The following is an 18,875-nucleotide window of genomic DNA, read 5'->3' as shown; positions in this document are numbered from 1 at the left end:
GTCGAGGCTGACCGACGGGCCACCTGCTGGCTGGGTCAGCGCTTGTAGCCGTTCGCGCGGGGGCAGATGTGCCCCTCTGGTTCGAGCGGTCCACCACAGAACGGGCAGGGCGGGCGGCCTGCGGAGACGACCGACTGAGCGCGTCGCGCGAATGCGCGTGCCCGCGACGGCGAGAGGACGACCCGCACCTGACGCGGCTCCTCGGTCAGGATCTCGGGGTCGACGCCGGCCTCGGGGTCGTCGGGGTCACGGTCGAGGCACTCGATGACGACGACCCGGCGACTGTCGTCCCAGGCCAGGCTCAGCGCGGTGACCCGGAACTCGTCCTCGATCGGGGTGTCCAGCGGGGCGTTGTCGACCACCTCCGCGGCGGCGTGGTCGGCGCCCTCCCCCGCGGCGTAGCTGTCGAGCAGGTCGTTGATGCGGTCGGCCAGGACTGACACCTGCTGCTTCTCGAGCGAGACGCTGGTGAGCCGGCGTCCCTCGCTGGCCTGCAGGAAGAAGGTCCGCTGTCCCGGAGGACCGACGGTGCCGGCGACGAACCGGTCAGGTGGATCAAACTCGACGAGCCCCATGGCAAAACTCTAACCGGCTCCCCCGCCGACGGTTGCGTCGCCCGCGACGTGGGCCTCTGGCTTCGGCTGGAACCGGGTCAGGTCGGGGGTCACGTCGTTGGCCGTCAGCAGGAACGTGTGCCGCCCACCGAACCGGACCACCGAGACCGACGCGGGGTCGGCGGTGTAGCGCTGGAACCGACCGAGGCCCGAACCCGTCGCGTCGGCCAGGACCGCCTTGAGCAGGTCCCCGTGGGTCACCGCCACCCACAGGGCCGAGTCGCCGGAGGACTCCTTGACCTCGGCGTCGTGGCGTCGCACTGCTGCCACGACGCGGTCACTCATCGCGCGAAGGCTCTCCGCGGCATACCTGTCGTCGTCGGGGAAGCGCGCGGTCTCGGGGTCGTCCTGGACGGTGGCCCACAACGGCTCCTTCGCGAGCTCACCGAGCGGGCGCCCGGTCCACGCGCCGTAGGCGCACTCCTGGAGGTCGTCGTCGACGGTGACCTCCACGCCGAGCGCCGCAACGAGCGGGGCCGCCGTCTCGAGGCATCGTTCGAGCGGGCTGCTCACCACCCGCACGACGGGGAGGCCACGGAACCGGTCGGCCAGGTGGTCAGCCTGCTCCCGACCCCGGTCGGTGAGGTGTATGCCGGGCAGCCGGCCGGCGAGGATGCCCTCGCCGTTGGCGCTGGAGTGGCCATGACGGACCAGCAGGACGGTGGGCACGAGCGCACTCTACGGCGCGCTGCTCGCCGGGCCGTCGCGGACGTGGTGAAGTAGGGCCGTGATCGTCGACCAAGCCATCTACCGCCAGGGCCAACGGCTGCCGTGCGGTGACCTCAGTGACGCCCTCGAAGAGCTGCGCGGCGGCGACGACCCGCACGCGTTCCTCTGGATCGGCCTCAAGAACCCCACCGACGCCGAGTTCGACCTCGTCAACGACGAGCTCAAGCTGCACCCGCTGGCCGTCGAGGATGCGGTCAAGGGCAACCAACGGCCCAAGGTGGAGCTCTACGACAACACGATCTTCGTCGTCATGAAGACCTTGCGGTACATCGAGGAGACCTCGGACGTCGAGACCGGCGAGGTGATGCTCTTCGTCGGCGACCGCTTCGTCGTCACCGTGCGACGCGGCGAGGCCAACCCGCTCGCGGGGGTGCGCCACGCGCTCGAGGGCAATGCCGACGCCCTGCGCTTCGGGGCCATCGCGGTCGTGCACGCGGTGATGGACAGTCTCGTCGACAACTACGTCTCCATCGACGCCGAGCTGCAGAAGGACCTCGAGGAGATCGAGGCGTCGGTCTTCACGGGTGCGAACAGGGTCAGCTCGGCGACGATCTACCGGCTCAAGCGCGAGGTTCTGGAGTTCCGCCGCGCGGCCGTCCCCTTGGCAGCGCCGCTGAAGATGCTCCACGACGGGTCCCGCTCGCCCCTCCCGCAGAAGGAGGTGCGGCTGCTCTTCCGTGACGTGGCCGACCACCTGCTGCGGGTGATCGACCACGTGGAGTCGTACGACCGCCTGCTCACCGACATCCTCAACGCCCACCTCGCCCAGATCACCGTGCAGCAGAACAGCGACATGCGGAAGATCTCCGCGTGGGTCGCGATCGCCGCCGTGCCCACGATGATCGCGGGGATCTACGGGATGAACTTCGACAACATGCCCGAGCTGAAGTGGCACTACGGCTACTTCATCGTCGTGGGTGTGATGGCGACCGCGTGTCTCGGGCTGTACCGCGCGTTCCGGAAGTCCGGCTGGCTGTAGCGCTGCAGGGCCTAGGTGGCGGTCATCCATCCCGCGGCGAGGACGACGAGCAGCACGACACCGAGGGCGACGCGGTACCAGACGAACGCCGTGATCTTGTTGCTGCTCACGAACTTCAGCAGCCAGGCGATCGAGGCGTAGGCCACGACGAACGAGACGATGATGCCGACGATGATCGGACCGACACCCAGGAGCTTGAGGTGGTCGGTCTCGCTGAGCAGCTCGAAGACGCCGGCTGCGGTCAGCGCGGGGATGGCCATGAAGAAGGACAACCGGGTCGCCGTCAGCCGGTCGAGACCGCGGAACAACCCTGCCGAGATGGTGGCGCCCGACCGGGACACACCGGGGACCAGTGACGCGCACTGGACCAGCCCGATGACCAGTCCGTCCTTGAGCGTGACCTGGCCCTCGCCGCGTTCCTGCCCCTTGTCGGTGAGCATCGCGTGGCGGCTCTCTGCCAGCCACATCACGGCACTCCACGCGATCAGGGCGACGGCGACGACCCACAGGCTGCGCAGACCTCCGCTGATGAGGTCCTTGGCCGCGAAGCCGACGATGCCCACCGGGATCGACCCCACGATGACGGCCCAGGCCAGCTGGTAGTCGTGGTGGGTCCGGGCCTCTGCGCTCGTCAGTCCGGACACCCAGGCCATCAGCAGTCGGATGATGTCCTTGCCGAAGTAGAGGAGCGTGGCGAAGATCGCCCCGAGCTGGATCACCGCGGTGTAGGCCGTGACACCGGGGTCGTCGACCGTCAGGCCGAGCAGCTTCTCGGTGATCGTCAGGTGCCCGGTGGAGGAAACCGGGAGGAACTCGGTCAGCCCTTCCACGATGCCGAGGATGAGGGCGTCGAGATAGCTCAGGGTCAACGGTCCGCTTTCAGAGTAGGAAACGATGGGGGCGTCGGCACAACTGCGATGGCCGAGATCAGAGGCCAGTCTCCCCCATGAGCTCGGCCATGGTCCGCACGACATGCAACCGGTCCTCGAGGCCGCCGGCGAAGGGCGCGACCGACAGCGTGCCGACCCCGACCTCGGAGTAGCGGGCCAGCCGGTCCCGGATCCGGTCGCGGGGGCCGATCAGCGCGGTGGCGTCGATGAACTCGAACGGCACCGCTGCAGCGGCGTCGCGGTGCTGCCTGGCGAGGAAGAGGTCTTGCACCTTGGCTGCGGCGTCCCCGAACCCCATCCGCACGGCGAGCTGGTTGTAGAAGTTCTTCTCCCGCGAACCCATCCCGCCGATGTACAGAGCGGCGTAGGGGCGGATCGCGTCAGCGGCGGCTTCGACATCGTCTGCGATGACCACGGGGACCGAGGGTGCGATGTCGAAACCGTCGAGCGGGTCGTCCTCGGTGCCGCGACCGGCTCGCCGGCGACCGGTCACCACGGACTGCACGAGGTCGCCCGAGTGCTCCGGGCTGAAGAAGATCGCGTGCCACCCGTCGGCGACCTCACCGGCGAGCTCGAGGTTCTTCGGACCGACCGCAGCCAGGTAGATCGGCAGGTCGGGGCGGGGCGGGTGGATGGTCAGCTTGAGCGCCTTGCCGGGACCGTCGGGCACGGGGAGCGTGAAGTGCTTCCCGGCATAGGCCAGGCTCTCGCGCCGCAACGCCATCCGGACGATCTCGACGTACTCGCGGGTGCGCCCGAGTGGAGCCGCGAACGGGACCCCGTGCCACCCCTCGCTGACCTGCGGGCCGCTGACGCCCAGACCCAGCCGGAACCGGCCCTTGGACAGGGTGTCCAGCGTGGCTGCGGTCATCGCGGTCATCGCCGGCGTCCTCGCGGGGATCTGCATGACGGCCGCACCGAGGTCGATGCGCTCGGTGAGGGCACCGATCCACGACAGCACCGTGGGCACGTCCGACCCGTACGCCTCCGCAGCCCACGCCACGGCATACCCGAGGCGGTCGGCCTCCTGCGCGACCGCCACGTTGTCCTGGTCCACGCCCATGCCGAAGTAGCCGAGGTTCACTCCGAGTTCCATGGAAGCGAGGCTAGCGGCGAGTGCGACGCGTCAGCGCGGCGACGGCCGACTACCGTACGGAACCATGCGCCAGCGACGAATGGGGACCTCCGGACTCTCGGTGTCCCGCCTTGCCCTCGGGACCATGACGTGGGGCCGGACCACCGACGAGGAAAGCGCCCGCGAACAGCTGCGCACCTTCCTGGACGCCGGGGGCAACCTGGTCGACACGGCTCACGGGTACTCCGACGGCGCCTCCGAGGAGATCATCGGCCGCCTCATCGAGGACGACGTCCAGCGCGAGGACCTCGTCATCTGCACCAAGTCAGGCATCTCGCGCCGCTCGGGCAACCGTGTCGTCGACACCTCACGGCACAGCCTGCTCAGCCAGCTCGACACCTCCCTCGAACGCCTCGGGACCGACCACGTCGACCTCTGGCTGGTCCACACCTGGTCCGACGAGGCACCACTGACCGAGACGCTGTCGGCGCTGGAGTGGGCCGTCAACACCGGGCGGGCGCGCTACGTCGGGGTCTCGAACTTCAGCGGATGGCAGGTTGCCCGGGCGATGTCGCTGCTCGAGCAGGCGCGAGTTCCATTGGTGGCCAACGAAGTTGAGTACTCGTTGACCAACCGGAGCGCGGAGCCCGACCTGCTTGCCGCTGCCCAGGCCCTGGGGTTCGGCCTGCTCCCCTGGTCCCCGCTCGGCCGAGGCGTGCTGACGGGCAAGTACCGCAACGGGATCCCGACGGACTCCCGGGCTGCGTCGCGCGACTTCCCCCGGTTCACGGCGCGCTACCTCGACGACCGCAGCACCGGCATCGTCGAGGCCCTGGCCATTGCTGCCAAGGGCCTCGAGGTGAGCCCCACCGAGGTCGCGCTCGCGTGGGTGCGGGACCGACCCGGCGTGGTCAGCCCGGTCGTCGGCGCCCGCACCACTGCCCAGCTGCGTACATCGCTGGCCAGCGAGTCCCTCGAGCTGCCCGACGAGCTCGTCGCCGCGTTGGACGAGATCTCAGCCTGACCGCTCTGGTCTCAGCAGCTCTGGCCGGATCAGTTCCGGCCTGAGGAGTCAGGACTCGTCGTAGTCCGAGTCGGCCAGCCCTGAGTAGACGCTGCCGTCGCCGTCCTCGTCGGGATGGTCGTCGAGCTCTTGGTCGTCACCGTCGTCCTGCTGGTCGTCGTCATCGTCGTCATCGTCGTCGTCGTCATCTTCGTCGTCGTCACCGTCGTAGATGTCGAGCGGCGTCATCTCGCCGTAGGCCTGCAGCAGCTCGTCGTCGTAGGCCGCAAACGCGTCGGCCAGGTCGTCGTAGGCCGCGATCACCGTCGGGTCTTCCTCGCCCCGCTTGGAGGCCGATGCCTCGAGGTGACGCTCGAAAGCAGTCATGAGGTTGGCCAGCGCGCCACGCGGGTCTGCGGTCATGTGCCGACGGTAGCGGGTTCTGGGGCAAAATGGCGCACGATGGTTGAGTACGAGTACCGCGTGGTGAGCTTCACGCGAAAAGATTCCCGATCCGACATCCGCCGGACGTTGACCGATCATGCCGAGTATGGCCATTGGGAGCTGCACCGGACCCGTATCTACCTCGGCGGTCAGCAGCGGACCTGGTTGCGGCGCAAGATCATCCGGGCTCCTCGCCAGGGCTGACGCGACTGCCCCGCCCGCTCGGCGCCGGACTCCCCGGATGTCCCGTCAGGCGTCCTGTGGTCAGTCTTCCCGGACCTCGACGAGCATCCGGGCCTTGCGCAGGAAGGCGAGCCCGAGGGCGAGCAACCCGCCGGCCAACAGCAGGGTGGGCGCCACGTCGGTGCCGGTGAAGGCCAGCGAGGCGGGCAGCGCGGACGCGGACAGGCCTGACCTCGTCGGACGCACACAGGCCGCCGGCCCGGCCGGGACGCCGCCGGTCGGCGGCGCGACCGCGGCACCCTTCGGGCAGGGCACCACGAGTTTCTGCAAGGGCACCCCGGCATCGACCAGCTCGGTGATCAGGTTCCGGTCGAGGACGACGATGTCCGCCTGGATCGGCACGACGTCGTGAGGCACCCGCACGCAGACTCCCAGGAAGTTCGCGACGGCGGCGTCGACGGCGGCGAGGTTGTCGCCCGACGGCGCCTGCGCGTCGGCGCTGGCTCCCGAGTCCCCCTGCGATCCGCCCGCAGGCGTCTGCCCGGGCGCGGCCGGCAGCGCGGGGAGCCCGCTCGGCTGACCGCTGGGCAGACCCGGCGGCGGGGTGGCCGTCGCCCCGAGCAAATGGCCCACGGTGGCGGTGGTGCCGGTCAGCGCGCCGCCGAGTGGGTCGCTCCCGCTGGCTGGTGCACTGTGCGCGGCGCCCAGTGGGTCGGGCAGCGTCGCTGCCCCTGCTGTGCCGGTGGAGGACAGGCACGCGAGACCGGTCGCGACCCCCGCCATGACGAGCCGTGCGGCCAGCCGTGCCTGTGACCGGTTCATCATGTGGTGCTCCTCCATCGCGATCGGACCTCTCATCCGGTCAAACGACGGGGCGAGCCCCGGGGCTACGCGCCGCGAGGCAAAGACTTGGTATGCCGCGGCGCCAGCCACGCGGCATACCTCCGCACCGCGTCAGCAGGTGGCGATGAACCGCTGCAGCACCTTGGTCCCGAACTCGAGGGCGGACACCGGCACCCGTTCGTCGATCCCGTGGAACATGGGTGCGAAGTCGAGGTCGGCCGGGAGCTGCAGCGGGGCGAACCCGTAGCCGGTGATGCCGAGGGTGCTCAACGCCTTGTTGTCGGTGCCTCCGGAGAGGCAGTAGGGCAGCACCTCGGCGCCCGGGTCCTCGGCGAGGAGGGCCGCCTTCATCGCCTCGACGAGGGGGCCCTCGAAGGGCGCGTCGAGGGCGATGTCCCGGTGCACGATCTCGACCTCGACGTGCTCTCCGGCGAGCTCGCGGATGGTTTCCAGCAGCTCGTCGTCATGGCCCGGGAGGAAGCGGCAGTCGAGCGAGGCGCAGGCACTCTGCGGGATGACGTTGTGCTTGTAGCCGGCCTCGGCCATGGTGAAGTTCGCGGTGTCCTGCAACGTCCCTCGCACGAATCCCTGTGCCCCGCCGAGGTGGTCGAGGAGCTCGTCGAGGTCCTCGTCCGAGTAGGACGTGCCGGTGAGGGCGGACAGCCCGTCGAGCAGCTCGCGGACGGAGGCGATGTACTCGCGGGGCCACTTGTGCTCGTTGATGCGGGTGATGGCCTCGGCGAGACGGACGAGGGCGTTCTCGTCGTTGGGCACCGAGCCGTGGCCGGCCCGACCGTGTGCGGTGAGGCGCAGCCAGAGGATGCCTTTCTCCGCGGTCTGGACGAGGTAGGCGCGGGTGTCGCCGCCCGCCGTGGGCACGGTGACGCTGTAGCCACCGACCTCGGACACCGCCTCGCTGACCCCGTCGAACAGCTCCGGGTGGTGGTCGACGACGTAGTGGCTGCCCTTGACGCCGCCGGCCTCCTCGTCCGCGAAGAAGGCGAACACGATGTCGCGCGGCGGCTTGGCCCCGCGGCGGGCGAGGTCGCGGATGTTGGCCAGGATCATGGCGTCCATGTCCTTCATGTCGACGGCGCCGCGACCCCAGATGCAGCCGTCCTTGAGCTCAGCGGCGAGCGGGTCGACCTGCCAGTCGGCGGCATTGGCCGGGACGACGTCGAGGTGGCCGTGAATGCAGAGGGCCGACCGGTCCCGGTCCGCCCCCTCGATCCGGACGACCACGCTGGTACGACCCGGGTCGCTCTCGATCACGGTGGGCTCGAGACCGACCTCGCGCAGCTGGGCGACGACGTACTCGGCGGCTTCCCGCTCCCCCGGCCCGCTGCCGTCGCCGTAGTTCGTGCTGTCGATCCGGATCAGGTCGCGGCACAAGCGCACCACCTCGTCGACAGGGCTGGTGGGTGCGCTCGTGGGCTCGGTGACCTCGCTCATGCGTTCCAGACTAAGCGCCCTGGGGTATGCCGCGCGGCCGGCAGTTCTGCGGGTTTCGTTGTGGGCTGGGCCGTTTGGGAGAAGGGGTGGCCTGCGTGCTATCGTTCCGGGTCGCAGCAGGCACTCCCCAAGGGGCCTGCTGAGCACCTTGTCCGGGTGGCGGAATGGCAGACGCGCTAGCTTGAGGTGCTAGTGCCCTTAACGGGCGTGGGGGTTCAAGTCCCCCTCCGGACACACAACGACGACGAAGGACCCTCCGGGCTGTTCGGAGGGTCCTTCAACGTTGTCGGGGAGGCAGGGTCTGGCGGGTCAGCCCACCCAGCCGGCCGATCCGGCCAGGACGATGGTGGCGACCCAGACCGCGAGAGCCAGGGCCACGAGGACCGCGAGACCGCGAAGGGCCCGTCCGTCGACAGCCGAGGCCGCTCGACCCCCGATGATGCGGACAGCCGGGACCAGCCGCCCCAGGACATGCAAGGACGTGGCGCCGACCCACACGGCAAAGGACGCCTGGTGGAGGAACAACAGGCTGGCCGGTGTCCCCCAGAACGACGCGCGCGCCGAGTCGGGCCCGACCACCCCCACCACGATCCCGGTGGTCAGCAGGGCCAGGGTCGAAACGACCACGAGTGGTGCGAGGAGGCGAAGGAGAAGCGGCGGTGGTCCGGCCGTGCGGTAGTCACGGCTGCCTGCGTAGTAGCGGACCATCCGCCACCCGGTGGTTGCCGTCTTGAGCAGGGCGGGGGGCACGAGGAGCGAACCCACGACGATGTGCCAGGTGATGAGTCCGCGGACGTCGATGAGGGTGATGCCTTCGACTGCCAGCAGGACGAGCAGGACCATCCCGGTCCAGGCAGTGAGGCGTGCGTTGCCCGCCGGGCCTCCGGTCCGGTCCAGGTGTGGATCGGGTCTGGCGGCCCGCCCGGTCGCCTCGGCGACGAGGCTACCGATCTCCCAGCGGTCGGGTTCCGGGTGGTGGCTGAGGTCCATGGGCGTCACCCTCTCGACCAATTCTCAGAGAAAGGTCAGGCTGAGCCGATCAGCTGACCGCGGGGAGGCTGATCGTGAACGTGGCGCCCCCACCGGGAGTGTCCTCCACGAGCAGGCGACCGTGGTGCGATCGGACGATCTGGGTGACCAGCGCGAGCCCCAGGCCGACCCTGCGACCACCACTCTCTCCTGGTCGCGACCGCGCGAAGCGACGCGTGATCCGGACCAGGTCCTCGGCTTCCACTCCCTGGCCGTGGTCGGCGACGGTGAGGCGGGTGCTCTCGGCCGTCGCCTCGACGGTGACTCGGACCTCGCCACCTGCCGGAGAGTGCGCGATCGCGTTGTCCACGAGCGCGAGGATGGCTCGGCGCAGGCTGGTGGGAACACCGACAACCCGGACCGCTGGGTCCGTTGCCTCTTCGGTGACGAGCGAGACCGAGTGGTCCGCGGCATACGCGGAAAGGCTCCTGACCACCTCGGCGGCAAGGGCGCTCAGGTCGACCGTCTCGGCCGCGGTGCGGCTGTGTTCCAGCTGGGCAGACAGGAGCAGGTCGGAGACCACCTCACCCATCGCGCGGGTGTCCTCGACGAGCTGCTCGACCTCGAGCCGGTGCGCAGAGCTGACCTCTGGCGTCAGGTGTCTCTGGATCATCTGCGCTCGAGTGCTCACCACGGCCAATGGGGTCCGCAGCTCGTGGCTCGCGTCGGCGACGAACTGCCGTTGGAGGTCCAGGGCTGCCGCCAGCGGGCGGACCGCCCGCCGTCCCGCGATGAGACCGACACCACCGGCGAGCAGGATCCCGCCACCGCCGGCAAGCAGGGCGGAGCGAATCAGCCGGGACTCCTCGTCACGGTGCAGGGTCACGTCGTACACCGCGACGAAGGTGCGCCCCGAGTGGACCGACACCGAGGCGGGGTAGCTGCCCGCCGACGTGCCCACCCTCGTGGCGTCCACGTTCGGTGCACGCAGGTCTGGTGAGTCGAGGACGTACCGCGGCGTGCCGGGGGTGGCGGCGCGGCCCGTGGACTCGATCTCGATGAGCCAGATGCCGGGCGGCGAGTCGGTCGTGTCATCGGCCGTGCTGGCTGCGGCCTGCACCCGGTCGCCGATCTCGGCCCACTGCTCCCGGTCGAACAGCCATACCGCTGCCGCAGTGACGAGGACGACGAGGACCAGCGACGCCAGCCCGACGGTCAGGGCGACTGACCGGGCAGCCTTGCGTACCGGGTCCCCCTGGCTGCCGACGACTGTGGGGGTGGTCACGAGGAACCCAGGCGGTAGCCGACGCCGTGCACGGTCTCGATGGTGTTCTTGCCGAGCTTCTTGCGCAGGTAGTAGACGTAGGTGTCGACCGCCCCCTCCGTCTCCGCGTTGTCGAAGGCGTGGTCGAGGAGCTTCTCCCGGGTGAACACCTGGCGTGGCCGGCGGGCCAGGGTCTCCAGCAGCAGGGCCTCCCGACGCGACAGGATGACCTCCGACTCGCCACCGACCACCCGGCCCTCGCCCACGATCAGCCGACGACTGCCGATCGGCAGCTCGGCGGCGCCCTCACCCAGGGTCGCCCTGCCCAGGAGCGCGCGCAGCCGCGCCAACAGCTCGTCCACCTCGAACGGCTTCACGAGGTAGTCCTGGGCGCCTGCGTCGAGTCCCTCCACTCGATCCGCCACGGTGCCGCGCGCGGTGAGGACGAGCGCCGGGGTCGCGACGCCCCGCTGGCGCAGCCGCCGCACCAGGTCGACTCCCTCGACACCTGGCAGCCCGCGGTCCACGACGAGCAGGTCCCAGGGGCGAACCAGGCCCAGGTGCAGTCCTGCCTGTCCGTCGGGGGCGACCGTCACGGCATACCCCTCCTCCCCCAGCAGCTCCGCGAGCATCGTGGACAGGTCCCGGTCGTCCTCGACGAGCAGGACGCGGGCACCGCTCGGAGGGATGGTCATGGTGCCACCCTGCCAGCCCCGACTCATAACTTTCTGAGATGCGCTCAGAACCATGGGTGGGGTGACCCGCACTGAGATGCCCACCCGCCGGACCGGCCGCCACCTCGGCGCCACGGTGAGGGCAACACGCGTACGCCGGGTCCCCAGCTGGTGGCGGGACACGTCCGTTGCCGTCTTCTGGGCGGTGCTCCTCTTCGTCAGCGCGCTGTGGGTGGCCGGTGGCGGTGTCCAGGCTCTGACCACAGTCACCGGCGCCCTCACCTCCACGGGTCGGCTGAGCGGCCTCATCGCCTCGGCCCTGCTGCTCGTCCAGGTCTTCCTGATGGCGCGGATCCCCTGGTTCGAGCAGGCCTGGGGCCAGGACCAGCTCGCCCGCACCCACCGGCTGGTCGGCTTCACGTCGTTCAACCTGCTGTGGGCGCACATCGTGCTCATCACCCTCGGGTATGCCGCCGCCTCACCGCTGGGCCTGTGGGGCACCATCGTCGACTTCACCCTCAACTACCCCGGGATGCTGCTGGCCATCGCCGGCACCGTCGCGCTGTGCATGGTCGTGGTCACCTCGGTCAAGCGGGCCCGGCGCCGGCTGCGGTACGAGTCCTGGCACCTGATCCACCTCTACGGCTACCTCGGTGCCGGTCTCGCCCTGCCGCACCAGCTGTGGACCGGCCAGGAGTTCCTCGCCTCGACCGCGTCGACCGTCTTCTGGTGGAGCCTGTATGCCGTCTGCCTGGCCGCCGTCCTCGTCTTCCGGGTCGGCGTCCCGCTGGCCAGGATGGGCCGACACCGGCTGCGCGTCATCGACGTCCGACACGAAGCGCCCGGGGTCACCACCGTGACGGTCGCCGGCTCGCGCCTGGCCTCGCTGGCGGCCCACGGCGGTCAGTTCTTCCACTGGCGCTTCCTCGACGGGCCCGGCTGGACCAGGGCCAACCCCTACTCCCTCTCAGCCGCTCCGGACGGCCGCACCTTGCGTTTCACCGCGGCCCATGCCGGGGACGGGAGCTCACGGCTCGCCGCGCTACGGCCCGGCACCAAGGTTCTCGTCGAGGGACCCTACGGCCGCATGCACGCGGGGACCCGCACTCGTCGAAAGGTGCTGCTCATGGGCGCCGGGATCGGCATCACGCCGATGAGGGCGCTGCTGGAGGGCCTGCCGCAAGGGCGCGGGGACGTGACCATCGTGCACCGGGTGAGCACGAAGGCCGACCTCGTCCTCGACCGCGAGATCGACGCGCTGGCGAAGGAGCGCGGGGCTCACTACGTCGTCGTCGAGGGGCACCGCGCTCCCGGGCGGGACTCCTGGCTGCCGGCCAGCGCGGCGCACCTGACCGACAGCGAGGCCCTGCGCCACCTGTGTCCCGATGTCGCCGAGCGCGACGTCTATCTCTGCGGTGCGCCGGCCTGGATGGACGCAGCCCGCAATGCCGCCCGCGAAGCCGGTGTCTCCTCTGCCCACATCCACCTCGAACGCTTCGCGTACTGAAGGAGACCCCGTGCGCCGCATCACCGTCTGGTCCTTGTCGACGATCACCATCCTCGTGCTCCTGCTCAGCTACCGCACCTCCACCTCGAGCCTGCCCGGGTCGTCGGTCGCAGCCGGTCGCAACGGCGGGGACGTGTCGGCCAACGGCCCGAGCACACCCACTGACTCCGGCAGCACACCGAGCGGGACGAGCACGGCGTCCTCCGGCAGTGGCACGCCGAAGCCACCCGCCACGAAGGCCGCCGGCGCGACCAAGACCTATACCGGGGCGAGCATCGACACCAACTACGGGCCGGTGCAGGTGCAGATCACCGTCGTCGACGGCAAGGTCACCAAGGCGAAGGTCACCCAGGTTCCCTGGAACGACGGACGTGACCAGGAGATCAACGGGTATGCGGTGCCCATCCTCAACAAGGAGGTCGTGAAGGCCCAGAGCGGCACGATCGACATGGTGAGTGGCGCGACCTTCACGTCCGACGGCTACATCCAGTCCCTCCAGTCCGCGATCGACAAGGCCCACCTCTGAGCGGCAGTCAGACTCGTGGTGGCAAGCTCGCCACACACGCAACTGCCCCCGTCGTCCGAAGGGCGGGACCAGGACGTTGGGCGCTAGGGCCGCGACTTGCCGCCCCTGGGAGCGAGGAGCCGGCGCAGTGCCCACCCAGTGACGATGGCAACTGTCGTCGCCATCGCGCCCGCGGCCACCAGCCCGATCGCCACGATCGCAGCTGATCCCTGACCGGGGTGCCACAGGGGCATGGCGATCAGCAGGAAGGCAGCCAGGCCCAGGAGCCAGGCAGCCGCTGTCGTCGCGATCCAGGTCCAGGCCCTGTCTACGTGTCGTCGCAGCTCGAGCCACTGGGCGGCTCCGATGCAGCCGAGCAGGACGATTCCGCCCAGTAATCCGGCGAGCACGACGAGGGCGCGCGGCGCCTCCACCAGCCGGGGCCCGAGGGCGGACGGCAGCATGCCGAGCAGATAGGCCAGCGCGGCGGCGAGTGACGTCCCGACGGCAAACCTGGTCGAGCGCAGTGCGGGGACGAAGGGCGCCAGGGCGTGAGCCTGCGCCCCACCGACCAGGAGCCCTTCCACTGCACCCGCCGCCATCATGGTGGGGATGGCTTCCGCGGGCGACCAGGCTGCGCTGACCATGCCGAGTACGGCGGGTGCGACGAAGCCAAGCACCTCGCCCGCGACGGTCCACCTCACCCACCGCCCGAGCAGTCCGTGCGGGCGGTCCGGATCGGCGCCGGACATCGTCGGGTGGTCTGGGCGCCGAGACTCCCCCACGAGCAACCGTCCGTGTGGGGCCGTCATGGCGACGACCGGTGTGTCACGTGAGTCATGGACCGGTCTCCTGCTGTGTTCACAGGTCAAGCGTTTCGCCCCACCGTGGTGCGCGACGAGAGGCAAAGGTCCCGGCGCCGTGGGCGGCGTACTGGCCGCGGCGAGAAGCCGTGGACCGAAGGACCTTCGACCCTGAGCACCTGTGGCCAGCGAGGGAGAGTCTGAAGGTGGAGGTGGAGAAGATGACCACGAGACTGAATCAACCGGAAAGCCGGCTGGCAGAGGTACGTCACCCGGCCCGACCAGCGGGGCGCGAGCCATCCCTGGGAGAACTCGAGCCACGGGTGGCTTCTTCCTCGCCATGGGCGGTGTCCACATCGGGATCGTCGCGGCCGACACCGAGACGTACCGTCACTTCGCCGACGGCGCCCTCTTCGGGTTCGTCCGGACGGGGTGGTCCGAGGTGTTCATGGCGGCCCCGGTCGTGTGGGGGCTGCTCTTGGCCGCTGGAGAGATCCTGATTGGCTCCATGCTCCTGCGCGGCGGACGCCCCGCCCGCGTCGGCTGGGTGTGCACAGTGGCCTTCCAGGTGCTGCTGATGCTGTTCGGGTGGGGCTTCTGGGCATGGTCGATCCCTGCCGTGTTCGTCCTGATCCGCGGGGCCAGGACTGACTGGCAGCGCCTCGGCAGCTAGCGCCACTCACCCGTGCGCGAGCTCCATGGTGGCGTCGTCCCAGGGCAGTGTCTGCTGGGCGCCTTCCAGTCCCTCGGGGCGGTGGCTGACCACCACCACACTTCGGCCGGCTCGCGACCGCACGAGGTCGCGCAGGACGGCGACCGCGGTGGGGTGGTCGAGGTGGGCCACCGGTTCGTCGAGCAGGATCACCGGCCGACGTGACAGCAGGGCGCGGGCGATGGACAGGCGGGCCCGTTCACCGCCGCTGAGACCGCGGGCGCCTGTTCCGAGCTTGGTGTCCAGACCGTCAGGCAGTGATCGCACCCAGTCGCCGAGTCCGGCGGCGTGCAGCGCCTCGCTGACCTCGGAGTCGTCCGCCTCCGCGCTGGCCAGTCGCAGGTTCTCGCGCACGCTCGTGGCGAAGACGTGGGGCTCGTCGTCGACGACGGCAAACAGGCTTCGGACGGATTCGAGGTCAAGGTCGGTGGCCTCGACCCCGTCGACCGTGTAGCTGCCGGCGTTGTGGTCGAGCTGCCTGGCCAGGACAGCCAGCATCGTCGACTTGCCGCATCCGCTCGGGCCGGTGACGGCGACGACCTGGCCGGGCTCGACCTCGAGGTCACGCTCGTCGAGGGCGTTCCCGATGCCGTCCCACGAGGCGCATACGCCGCTCAGGCGCAGGTGCGGCGTCCCCGCCCTAGCGGGGTCATCCGGGGCCGACGACGTCGATGTCGCGGGCGAGGCTGCGACGGCCGGCCGCTCGTCCAGGAGCTGGGTGAGCCGTACCCCCGCCTCCTGCGCCCGCGCCAGGGCACGAGCAGCCTCGGGCAGTGCGCCGAACACCTCGGCGAGCGAGAACGGGGCCAGCACCAGCAGAGCCGCCACAGGCGCCGTGTGGTCCGAGCCGACGGCGACTGCTGCGCAGACCACGGTGGCCAACGCGGTGGCGAAGGGGATGGTGGCCGCAGTCGCCGCTCGCCCCCAGCTCTGGCGGCGGATGAGCGCGTCGGCCCGGCGCTGGGCGGTCCGCACCAGGTTGATGGCCACGGACTGCGCACCCACCGCCTGCAGGTCGAGGGCCTGGCTCGCGACGAGCTCGGTGGTGCGTGTCACGTCCCCGCGGGCTGCGGTCAGGTCTGCCATCCCGCGCGACTCCACACGCCAGGCAATCGTGGTCGTCGCGCCGGCCACGACGAGCAGCGCCGCCACGGCGGCTCCCGCTGCCGGCTCGACCACCGCGCACAGCACGGCGGTGGCCGCACCCGTGAGCGCCGTCGTCAGGATCGGAACCGTCACCCGCACCTGCGCCTCGACCCGTTCGGTGAGGTCGTCGACGACGCCGGTCAGCATGGCGGCACGTCCGCGCCGAGCCAGCCGGCCCGGCGTGAGTGGCACGAGGGCGGCATACAGCCGGGTGCGGGCGGTGGCCAGCTCGTCAAGGGCCGCGTCGTGCGAACGCAGCCGCTCCCAGTAGCGGAACACCGGTCTGGCCATCCCGAACGTGCGGACTGCCACGATGGCGGTCAGGAGGGTGAGGATCACTGGTTGCTCACTGGCCCGGACCACGAGCCACCCCGATGTGGCGGTCAGGGCCACGCCCGACCCCAGGGCGGTGGCCCCGAGCCCACCTGCGGTCAGGACCCGTGCCGAGGGGAGGTTCACGCGCGTACCTCGCGCCCAGCCGGGATGGAGCGGGTGAGCAACGGAACGTGCTGGTCTGCCAAGGCCAGGAGCTCCGGACGGTGGGTCACCGCAACCACGCGCCGATCCCGAGCCATCCGCCGGATCACGCTGTGCACCAAGGCCGCTGAGTCGTCGTCGAGGTGGGCGGTGGGTTCGTCCAGGAGCACCACGTCGGCGCTGCCCAGACCTGCCCGCGCGAGGACCAGCCGGGCCCGCTGACCGGCGGAGAGGCCACGTCCGTCATCACCGAGGGGCGTGTCCAGGCCCTGGCGCTGGGCCGCAACCACGCCGTCGAGCTCCAGCTCGCGCAGTGTCGCCCAGATCTCGTCGTCCGGCACGGCGCGGCCGGCACCCATGACGAGGTTGTCCCGGATGCTCGCAGTGGTGAGGAACGGGCGCTGGGTGACCAGGTGGGTAGGAGGTGCGGTGACCGAGCCGGCGGACGGACGGCGCAGACCGGCGAGCAGCTCGAGGAGGGTTGACTTGCCGCAGCCGGACGGCCCGGTCAGGACGGTGAGTCCCGGCGCGATGGTGAGGTCGAGTCCCTCGATGACGGGCTCGGTGGACCCGGGATAGGTGTAGCCCAGATCGCGCGCCGACAGTGTTCCCGGTCCGGCCGTGGTCGGCATGGTGGACACCACGTCCAGCATCGGGATCGCCGCTGCCAGGGCCTCGGCACCGTCGGCCGCGCTGTGGAACTCGGCTCCGACCCTGCGTATCGGCCAGTACGCCTCGGGAGCGAGCAGGATCGCGACAAGTCCCGTGCCCAGGTCGATCGAACCGTGCGTGAGCCGCAGCCCGACGGTCACCGCCACGATCGCCACGCAGATGGTGGCGAGCAGCTCGAGCGCAGCCGAGCTCAGGAAGGCCAGCCGCAAGGTCACCATCGTCGTCCGACGATGCGCCTGGCTGACCTCCCCGATCGTCTTGACCTGACGGTCACCCCGTCCGTAGGCCACGAGGGTGGGCAGGCCGCGCACGACGTCGAGGAAGTGTCCGGACAAGTCGGCCAGCGCACCCCAACGGCGTTCGGTGGCGTCGCGGGTGGTTGCCCCGATGAGTGCGGCGAACAACGGCAGCAGCGGGAGCGTCAGCACCACGACGAGGGCACTGAGCCAGTCGACGAAGACCAGCACCAGGACCGCGAGCACCGGCACGACGGCTGCCGAAACCAGGGCTGGAAGATAGCGCGCGACGTAGGGCTCCACGCTCGCAGCACCCTGCGACGCCAGCGTCACCCCCGTCGCCGGGTCAGGGCGCTCGTCCGCCGTCTGAGCCAGCCAACGGCTGAGCAGCTGCTCGCGCAGTGCGCCGCTCACCGAGGTGCCAGCTGCCGCGGCCACCCGCTCGCCCGCAAGGGCCAGCGTGCCCCTGAACACGAAGAGGAGGGCAAGGTATGCCGCGGGGTGACCCAGCGGCATACCCTTCACCACCGCAACCACCACGGAGGACAACGCGAAGGCCGTCCCGATGGTGGCCGCACCCTGCGCCACCCCGATGGCCGCCAGCGTGGCCAGCGGCCGACGGGCTTGGGGAAGGGTGCGCAGGATCGCAGGGTCGAACGGACGCATCAGTGCATCGCCGGGGCAGGGATGTGCTGGGTTCCGATCCGCTTGCGGAAGATCCAGTAGGTCCACGACTGGTAGAGGAGGACGACGGGAGTGAAGACCACAGCCACCCACGTCATGATCGTCAACGTGTAGGAGGTGCTGGAGGCGTTGGCGGTCGTGAGCGACCATGCCGCGTTGGTGCTGCTGGGCATGACATCGGGGAAGAGCAGCAGGAAGTAGGTCGCCACCGCCATCGCGATGGTGACGAAGGTGCCGATGAAGGCCCAGCCCTCACGGCCGCGCAGGTTGGCGATGAGCGCCCCGACGAGGGCACCGGCCGCGACCACCGTCGTGAGCCAGGATGCGACCGTGCCGCTGGCCACCCCGAGGACGCCCAGGAGAACCACGGCCAGCACCGCCGTCACGACGCCGGTACGCGTGGCCAGGGCCCGGGCGTCCGCCCGGATCGGGCCGGTCGTCTTGAGGGCGACGAACAGGGCGCCGTGGGTGAGGAACAGGCCGAGGGTCACGAAACCTCCGAGGAGGGACACCGGGTTCAGGAGGGTGAAGAGGTTGCCGGTGAACTCCTTGTCGGCGTCGATGGGCAGGCCACGCACGAGGTTGGTGAGGGCGACGCCCCAGAGCAGGGCCGGCACGAAGGAGCCGATGACGATCGCCTGGTCCCACCGCGCCCGCCACTGGGGGTCATCCCGCTTCCCCCGGTAGTCGAAGCCGAGGTTGCGGATGATCAGGGCCACGAGGATGAGCAGCAGGGGCAGGTAGAAGGTGCTGAACATCGTTGCGTACCAATGGGGAAAGGCTGCGAAGGTGGCTCCCCCGGCGGTCAGGACCCACACCTCGTTGCCGTCCCAGACGGGACCGATGGTGTTGACCATGACCCGCTTGCGAGCCTCGGTGTCGGCCGCGTCGGTGCCTCGCCCGAGGACGGGCAGGAGCATGCCGACACCGAAGTCGAAGCCCTCCAGGACGAAGTAACCGGTCCACAGGATGCCGATGATGATGAACCAGACGGTGCTGAGTTCCATTGCGTGA

Annotated in this window: 20 protein-coding genes and 1 tRNA gene; 7 read left to right on the top strand and 14 right to left on the bottom strand. The window is 70.2% G+C overall.

Annotated elements, in window-relative coordinates:
* Positions 1-35 precede the first annotated feature (35 nt).
* Both EAH86_RS05980 and EAH86_RS05975 read right to left on the bottom strand, forming a co-directional pair.
* Positions 36-575, bottom strand: coding sequence for a DUF3090 domain-containing protein (locus tag EAH86_RS05980; RefSeq protein ID WP_140737736.1), 540 nt, complete (start codon positions 573-575; stop codon positions 36-38).
* 9 nt (positions 576-584) lie between these two features.
* Positions 585-1,283, bottom strand: coding sequence for an MSMEG_4193 family putative phosphomutase (locus EAH86_RS05975; protein ID WP_140737735.1), 699 nt, complete (start codon positions 1,281-1,283; stop codon positions 585-587).
* A 58-nt stretch (positions 1,284-1,341) separates the two neighbouring features.
* On the opposite strand from EAH86_RS05975, the gene corA reads away from it, so the two are divergent.
* The gene (gene corA, locus EAH86_RS05970) at positions 1,342-2,322 is read left to right on the top strand and encodes a magnesium/cobalt transporter CorA (RefSeq protein WP_140737734.1); all 981 of its coding nucleotides are present in this window, start codon (positions 1,342-1,344) and stop codon (positions 2,320-2,322) included.
* An 11-nt stretch (positions 2,323-2,333) separates the two neighbouring features.
* Here the strand turns inward: corA and EAH86_RS05965 are convergent, their stop codons facing one another.
* A complete protein-coding gene (locus EAH86_RS05965; RefSeq protein ID WP_241668226.1) occupies positions 2,334-3,191 on the bottom strand; it encodes an undecaprenyl-diphosphate phosphatase in 858 nt (285 codons plus the stop codon).
* Between the two features lie 58 nt (positions 3,192-3,249).
* Positions 3,250-4,308: an LLM class F420-dependent oxidoreductase gene (locus EAH86_RS05960; RefSeq protein WP_140737732.1), complete on the bottom strand. Its 1,059-nt coding sequence runs from the start codon at positions 4,306-4,308 to the stop codon at positions 3,250-3,252.
* Positions 4,309-4,372: 64 nt separating this feature from the next.
* Between EAH86_RS05960 and EAH86_RS05955 the strand changes: the two genes are divergently transcribed.
* Entirely contained in the window at positions 4,373-5,311 is a 939-nt protein-coding gene (locus EAH86_RS05955; RefSeq protein ID WP_140737731.1) for an aldo/keto reductase, read from the top strand.
* A 48-nt stretch (positions 5,312-5,359) separates the two neighbouring features.
* On the opposite strand, the gene EAH86_RS20525 is transcribed toward EAH86_RS05955, so the two are convergent.
* Positions 5,360-5,713 carry a hypothetical protein gene (locus EAH86_RS20525; protein ID WP_161988577.1) on the bottom strand — a complete coding sequence of 118 codons (354 nt, stop codon included), beginning with the start codon at positions 5,711-5,713 and terminating at the stop codon, positions 5,360-5,362.
* A 39-nt stretch (positions 5,714-5,752) separates the two neighbouring features.
* Here EAH86_RS20525 and EAH86_RS05945 point away from each other — a divergent pair, with 39 nt between their 5' ends.
* The gene (locus tag EAH86_RS05945) at positions 5,753-5,938 is read left to right on the top strand and encodes a DUF5703 family protein (protein ID WP_140737730.1); all 186 of its coding nucleotides are present in this window, start codon (positions 5,753-5,755) and stop codon (positions 5,936-5,938) included.
* Between the two features lie 60 nt (positions 5,939-5,998).
* Here the strand turns inward: EAH86_RS05945 and EAH86_RS05940 are convergent, their stop codons facing one another.
* Both EAH86_RS05940 and EAH86_RS05935 read right to left on the bottom strand, forming a co-directional pair.
* Positions 5,999-6,742 (bottom strand): hypothetical protein, encoded by a 744-nt coding sequence (locus EAH86_RS05940; protein ID WP_140737729.1) that lies wholly within the window; start codon positions 6,740-6,742, stop codon positions 5,999-6,001.
* A 129-nt stretch (positions 6,743-6,871) separates the two neighbouring features.
* A complete protein-coding gene (locus tag EAH86_RS05935) occupies positions 6,872-8,212 on the bottom strand; it encodes a M20/M25/M40 family metallo-hydrolase (RefSeq protein ID WP_140737728.1) in 1,341 nt (446 codons plus the stop codon).
* A gap of 150 nt (positions 8,213-8,362) precedes the next feature.
* Here EAH86_RS05935 and EAH86_RS05930 point away from each other — a divergent pair.
* Positions 8,363-8,446 (top strand) — tRNA-Leu (locus EAH86_RS05930).
* Positions 8,447-8,521: 75 nt separating this feature from the next.
* Here EAH86_RS05930 and EAH86_RS05925 read toward each other — a convergent pair.
* From EAH86_RS05925 to EAH86_RS05915, 3 genes are read right to left on the bottom strand one after another with little or no spacing between them, the layout of a single operon-like run.
* Entirely contained in the window at positions 8,522-9,202 is a 681-nt protein-coding gene (locus tag EAH86_RS05925; protein WP_140737727.1) for a hypothetical protein, read from the bottom strand.
* 49 nt (positions 9,203-9,251) lie between these two features.
* Positions 9,252-10,466 carry a sensor histidine kinase gene (locus EAH86_RS05920; protein WP_241668225.1) on the bottom strand — a complete coding sequence of 405 codons (1,215 nt, stop codon included), beginning with the start codon at positions 10,464-10,466 and terminating at the stop codon, positions 9,252-9,254.
* Complete coding sequence (locus EAH86_RS05915) at positions 10,463-11,140, bottom strand: response regulator transcription factor (RefSeq protein WP_140737726.1); 678 nt, start codon at positions 11,138-11,140, stop codon at positions 10,463-10,465. The genes EAH86_RS05920 and EAH86_RS05915 overlap by 4 nt, the downstream gene beginning before the upstream one ends.
* Before the next feature lie 61 nt (positions 11,141-11,201).
* Between EAH86_RS05915 and EAH86_RS05910 the strand changes: the two genes are divergently transcribed.
* Together EAH86_RS05910 and EAH86_RS05905 are read left to right on the top strand one after the other, a co-directional pair.
* On the top strand, positions 11,202-12,626 hold the full coding sequence (locus EAH86_RS05910; RefSeq protein ID WP_241668224.1) for a ferredoxin reductase family protein: 1,425 nt from the start codon (positions 11,202-11,204) through the stop codon (positions 12,624-12,626).
* A 10-nt stretch (positions 12,627-12,636) separates the two neighbouring features.
* On the top strand, positions 12,637-13,152 hold the full coding sequence (locus EAH86_RS05905; protein WP_140737725.1) for an FMN-binding protein: 516 nt from the start codon (positions 12,637-12,639) through the stop codon (positions 13,150-13,152).
* An 83-nt stretch (positions 13,153-13,235) separates the two neighbouring features.
* Here EAH86_RS05905 and EAH86_RS05900 read toward each other — a convergent pair whose 3' ends face one another.
* Positions 13,236-13,943, bottom strand: coding sequence for a hypothetical protein (locus EAH86_RS05900; protein ID WP_206665749.1), 708 nt, complete (start codon positions 13,941-13,943; stop codon positions 13,236-13,238).
* Positions 13,944-14,274: 331 nt separating this feature from the next.
* Here EAH86_RS05900 and EAH86_RS05895 point away from each other — a divergent pair, with 331 nt between their 5' ends.
* Positions 14,275-14,607 (top strand): hypothetical protein, encoded by a 333-nt coding sequence (locus EAH86_RS05895; RefSeq protein WP_140737724.1) that lies wholly within the window; start codon positions 14,275-14,277, stop codon positions 14,605-14,607.
* Positions 14,608-14,613: 6 nt separating this feature from the next.
* Here the strand turns inward: EAH86_RS05895 and cydC are convergent, their stop codons facing one another.
* From cydC to cydB, 3 genes are read right to left on the bottom strand one after another with little or no spacing between them, the layout of a single operon-like run.
* Positions 14,614-16,251, bottom strand: coding sequence for a thiol reductant ABC exporter subunit CydC (cydC, locus tag EAH86_RS05890; RefSeq protein ID WP_140737723.1), 1,638 nt, complete (start codon positions 16,249-16,251; stop codon positions 14,614-14,616).
* Positions 16,248-17,843 carry a thiol reductant ABC exporter subunit CydD gene (gene cydD, locus EAH86_RS05885; RefSeq protein WP_140737722.1) on the bottom strand — a complete coding sequence of 532 codons (1,596 nt, stop codon included), beginning with the start codon at positions 17,841-17,843 and terminating at the stop codon, positions 16,248-16,250. The genes cydC and cydD overlap by 4 nt, the downstream gene beginning before the upstream one ends.
* On the bottom strand, positions 17,843-18,868 hold the full coding sequence (gene cydB, locus EAH86_RS05880; RefSeq protein WP_140737721.1) for a cytochrome d ubiquinol oxidase subunit II: 1,026 nt from the start codon (positions 18,866-18,868) through the stop codon (positions 17,843-17,845). The genes cydD and cydB overlap by 1 nt, the downstream gene beginning before the upstream one ends.
* Positions 18,869-18,875: the final 7 nt, after the last annotated feature.

Source organism: Pedococcus bigeumensis, assembly GCF_006438965.1.
Lineage (GTDB): Bacteria > Actinomycetota > Actinomycetes > Actinomycetales > Dermatophilaceae > Pedococcus > Pedococcus bigeumensis_A.
Note: the sequence above shows the minus strand (reverse complement) of the source record. Positions and strands in the feature narration are given on the sequence as shown.

Bases quoted from the DNA above. Each gene is read 5' to 3' on its own strand.
- cydB (WP_140737721.1), bottom strand. From the start codon at position 18,868: ATGGAACTCAGCACCGTCTGGTTCATCATCATCGGCATCCTGTGGACC.
- EAH86_RS05925 (WP_140737727.1), bottom strand. From the start codon at position 9,202: ATGGACCTCAGCCACCACCCGGAACCCGACCGCTGGGAGATCGGTAGC.
- EAH86_RS05895 (WP_140737724.1), top strand. From the start codon at position 14,275: ATGGGCGGTGTCCACATCGGGATCGTCGCGGCCGACACCGAGACGTAC.
- EAH86_RS05900 (WP_206665749.1), bottom strand. From the start codon at position 13,943: ATGACGGCCCCACACGGACGGTTGCTCGTGGGGGAGTCTCGGCGCCCA.
- EAH86_RS05935 (WP_140737728.1), bottom strand. From the start codon at position 8,212: ATGAGCGAGGTCACCGAGCCCACGAGCGCACCCACCAGCCCTGTCGAC.
- EAH86_RS20525 (WP_161988577.1), bottom strand. From the start codon at position 5,713: ATGACCGCAGACCCGCGTGGCGCGCTGGCCAACCTCATGACTGCTTTC.
- EAH86_RS05915 (WP_140737726.1), bottom strand. From the start codon at position 11,140: ATGACCATCCCTCCGAGCGGTGCCCGCGTCCTGCTCGTCGAGGACGAC.
- EAH86_RS05980 (WP_140737736.1), bottom strand. From the start codon at position 575: ATGGGGCTCGTCGAGTTTGATCCACCTGACCGGTTCGTCGCCGGCACC.
- EAH86_RS05955 (WP_140737731.1), top strand. From the start codon at position 4,373: ATGCGCCAGCGACGAATGGGGACCTCCGGACTCTCGGTGTCCCGCCTT.
- cydD (WP_140737722.1), bottom strand. From the start codon at position 17,843: ATGCGTCCGTTCGACCCTGCGATCCTGCGCACCCTTCCCCAAGCCCGT.
- EAH86_RS05940 (WP_140737729.1), bottom strand. From the start codon at position 6,742: ATGATGAACCGGTCACAGGCACGGCTGGCCGCACGGCTCGTCATGGCG.
- EAH86_RS05945 (WP_140737730.1), top strand. From the start codon at position 5,753: ATGGTTGAGTACGAGTACCGCGTGGTGAGCTTCACGCGAAAAGATTCC.
- EAH86_RS05960 (WP_140737732.1), bottom strand. From the start codon at position 4,308: ATGGAACTCGGAGTGAACCTCGGCTACTTCGGCATGGGCGTGGACCAG.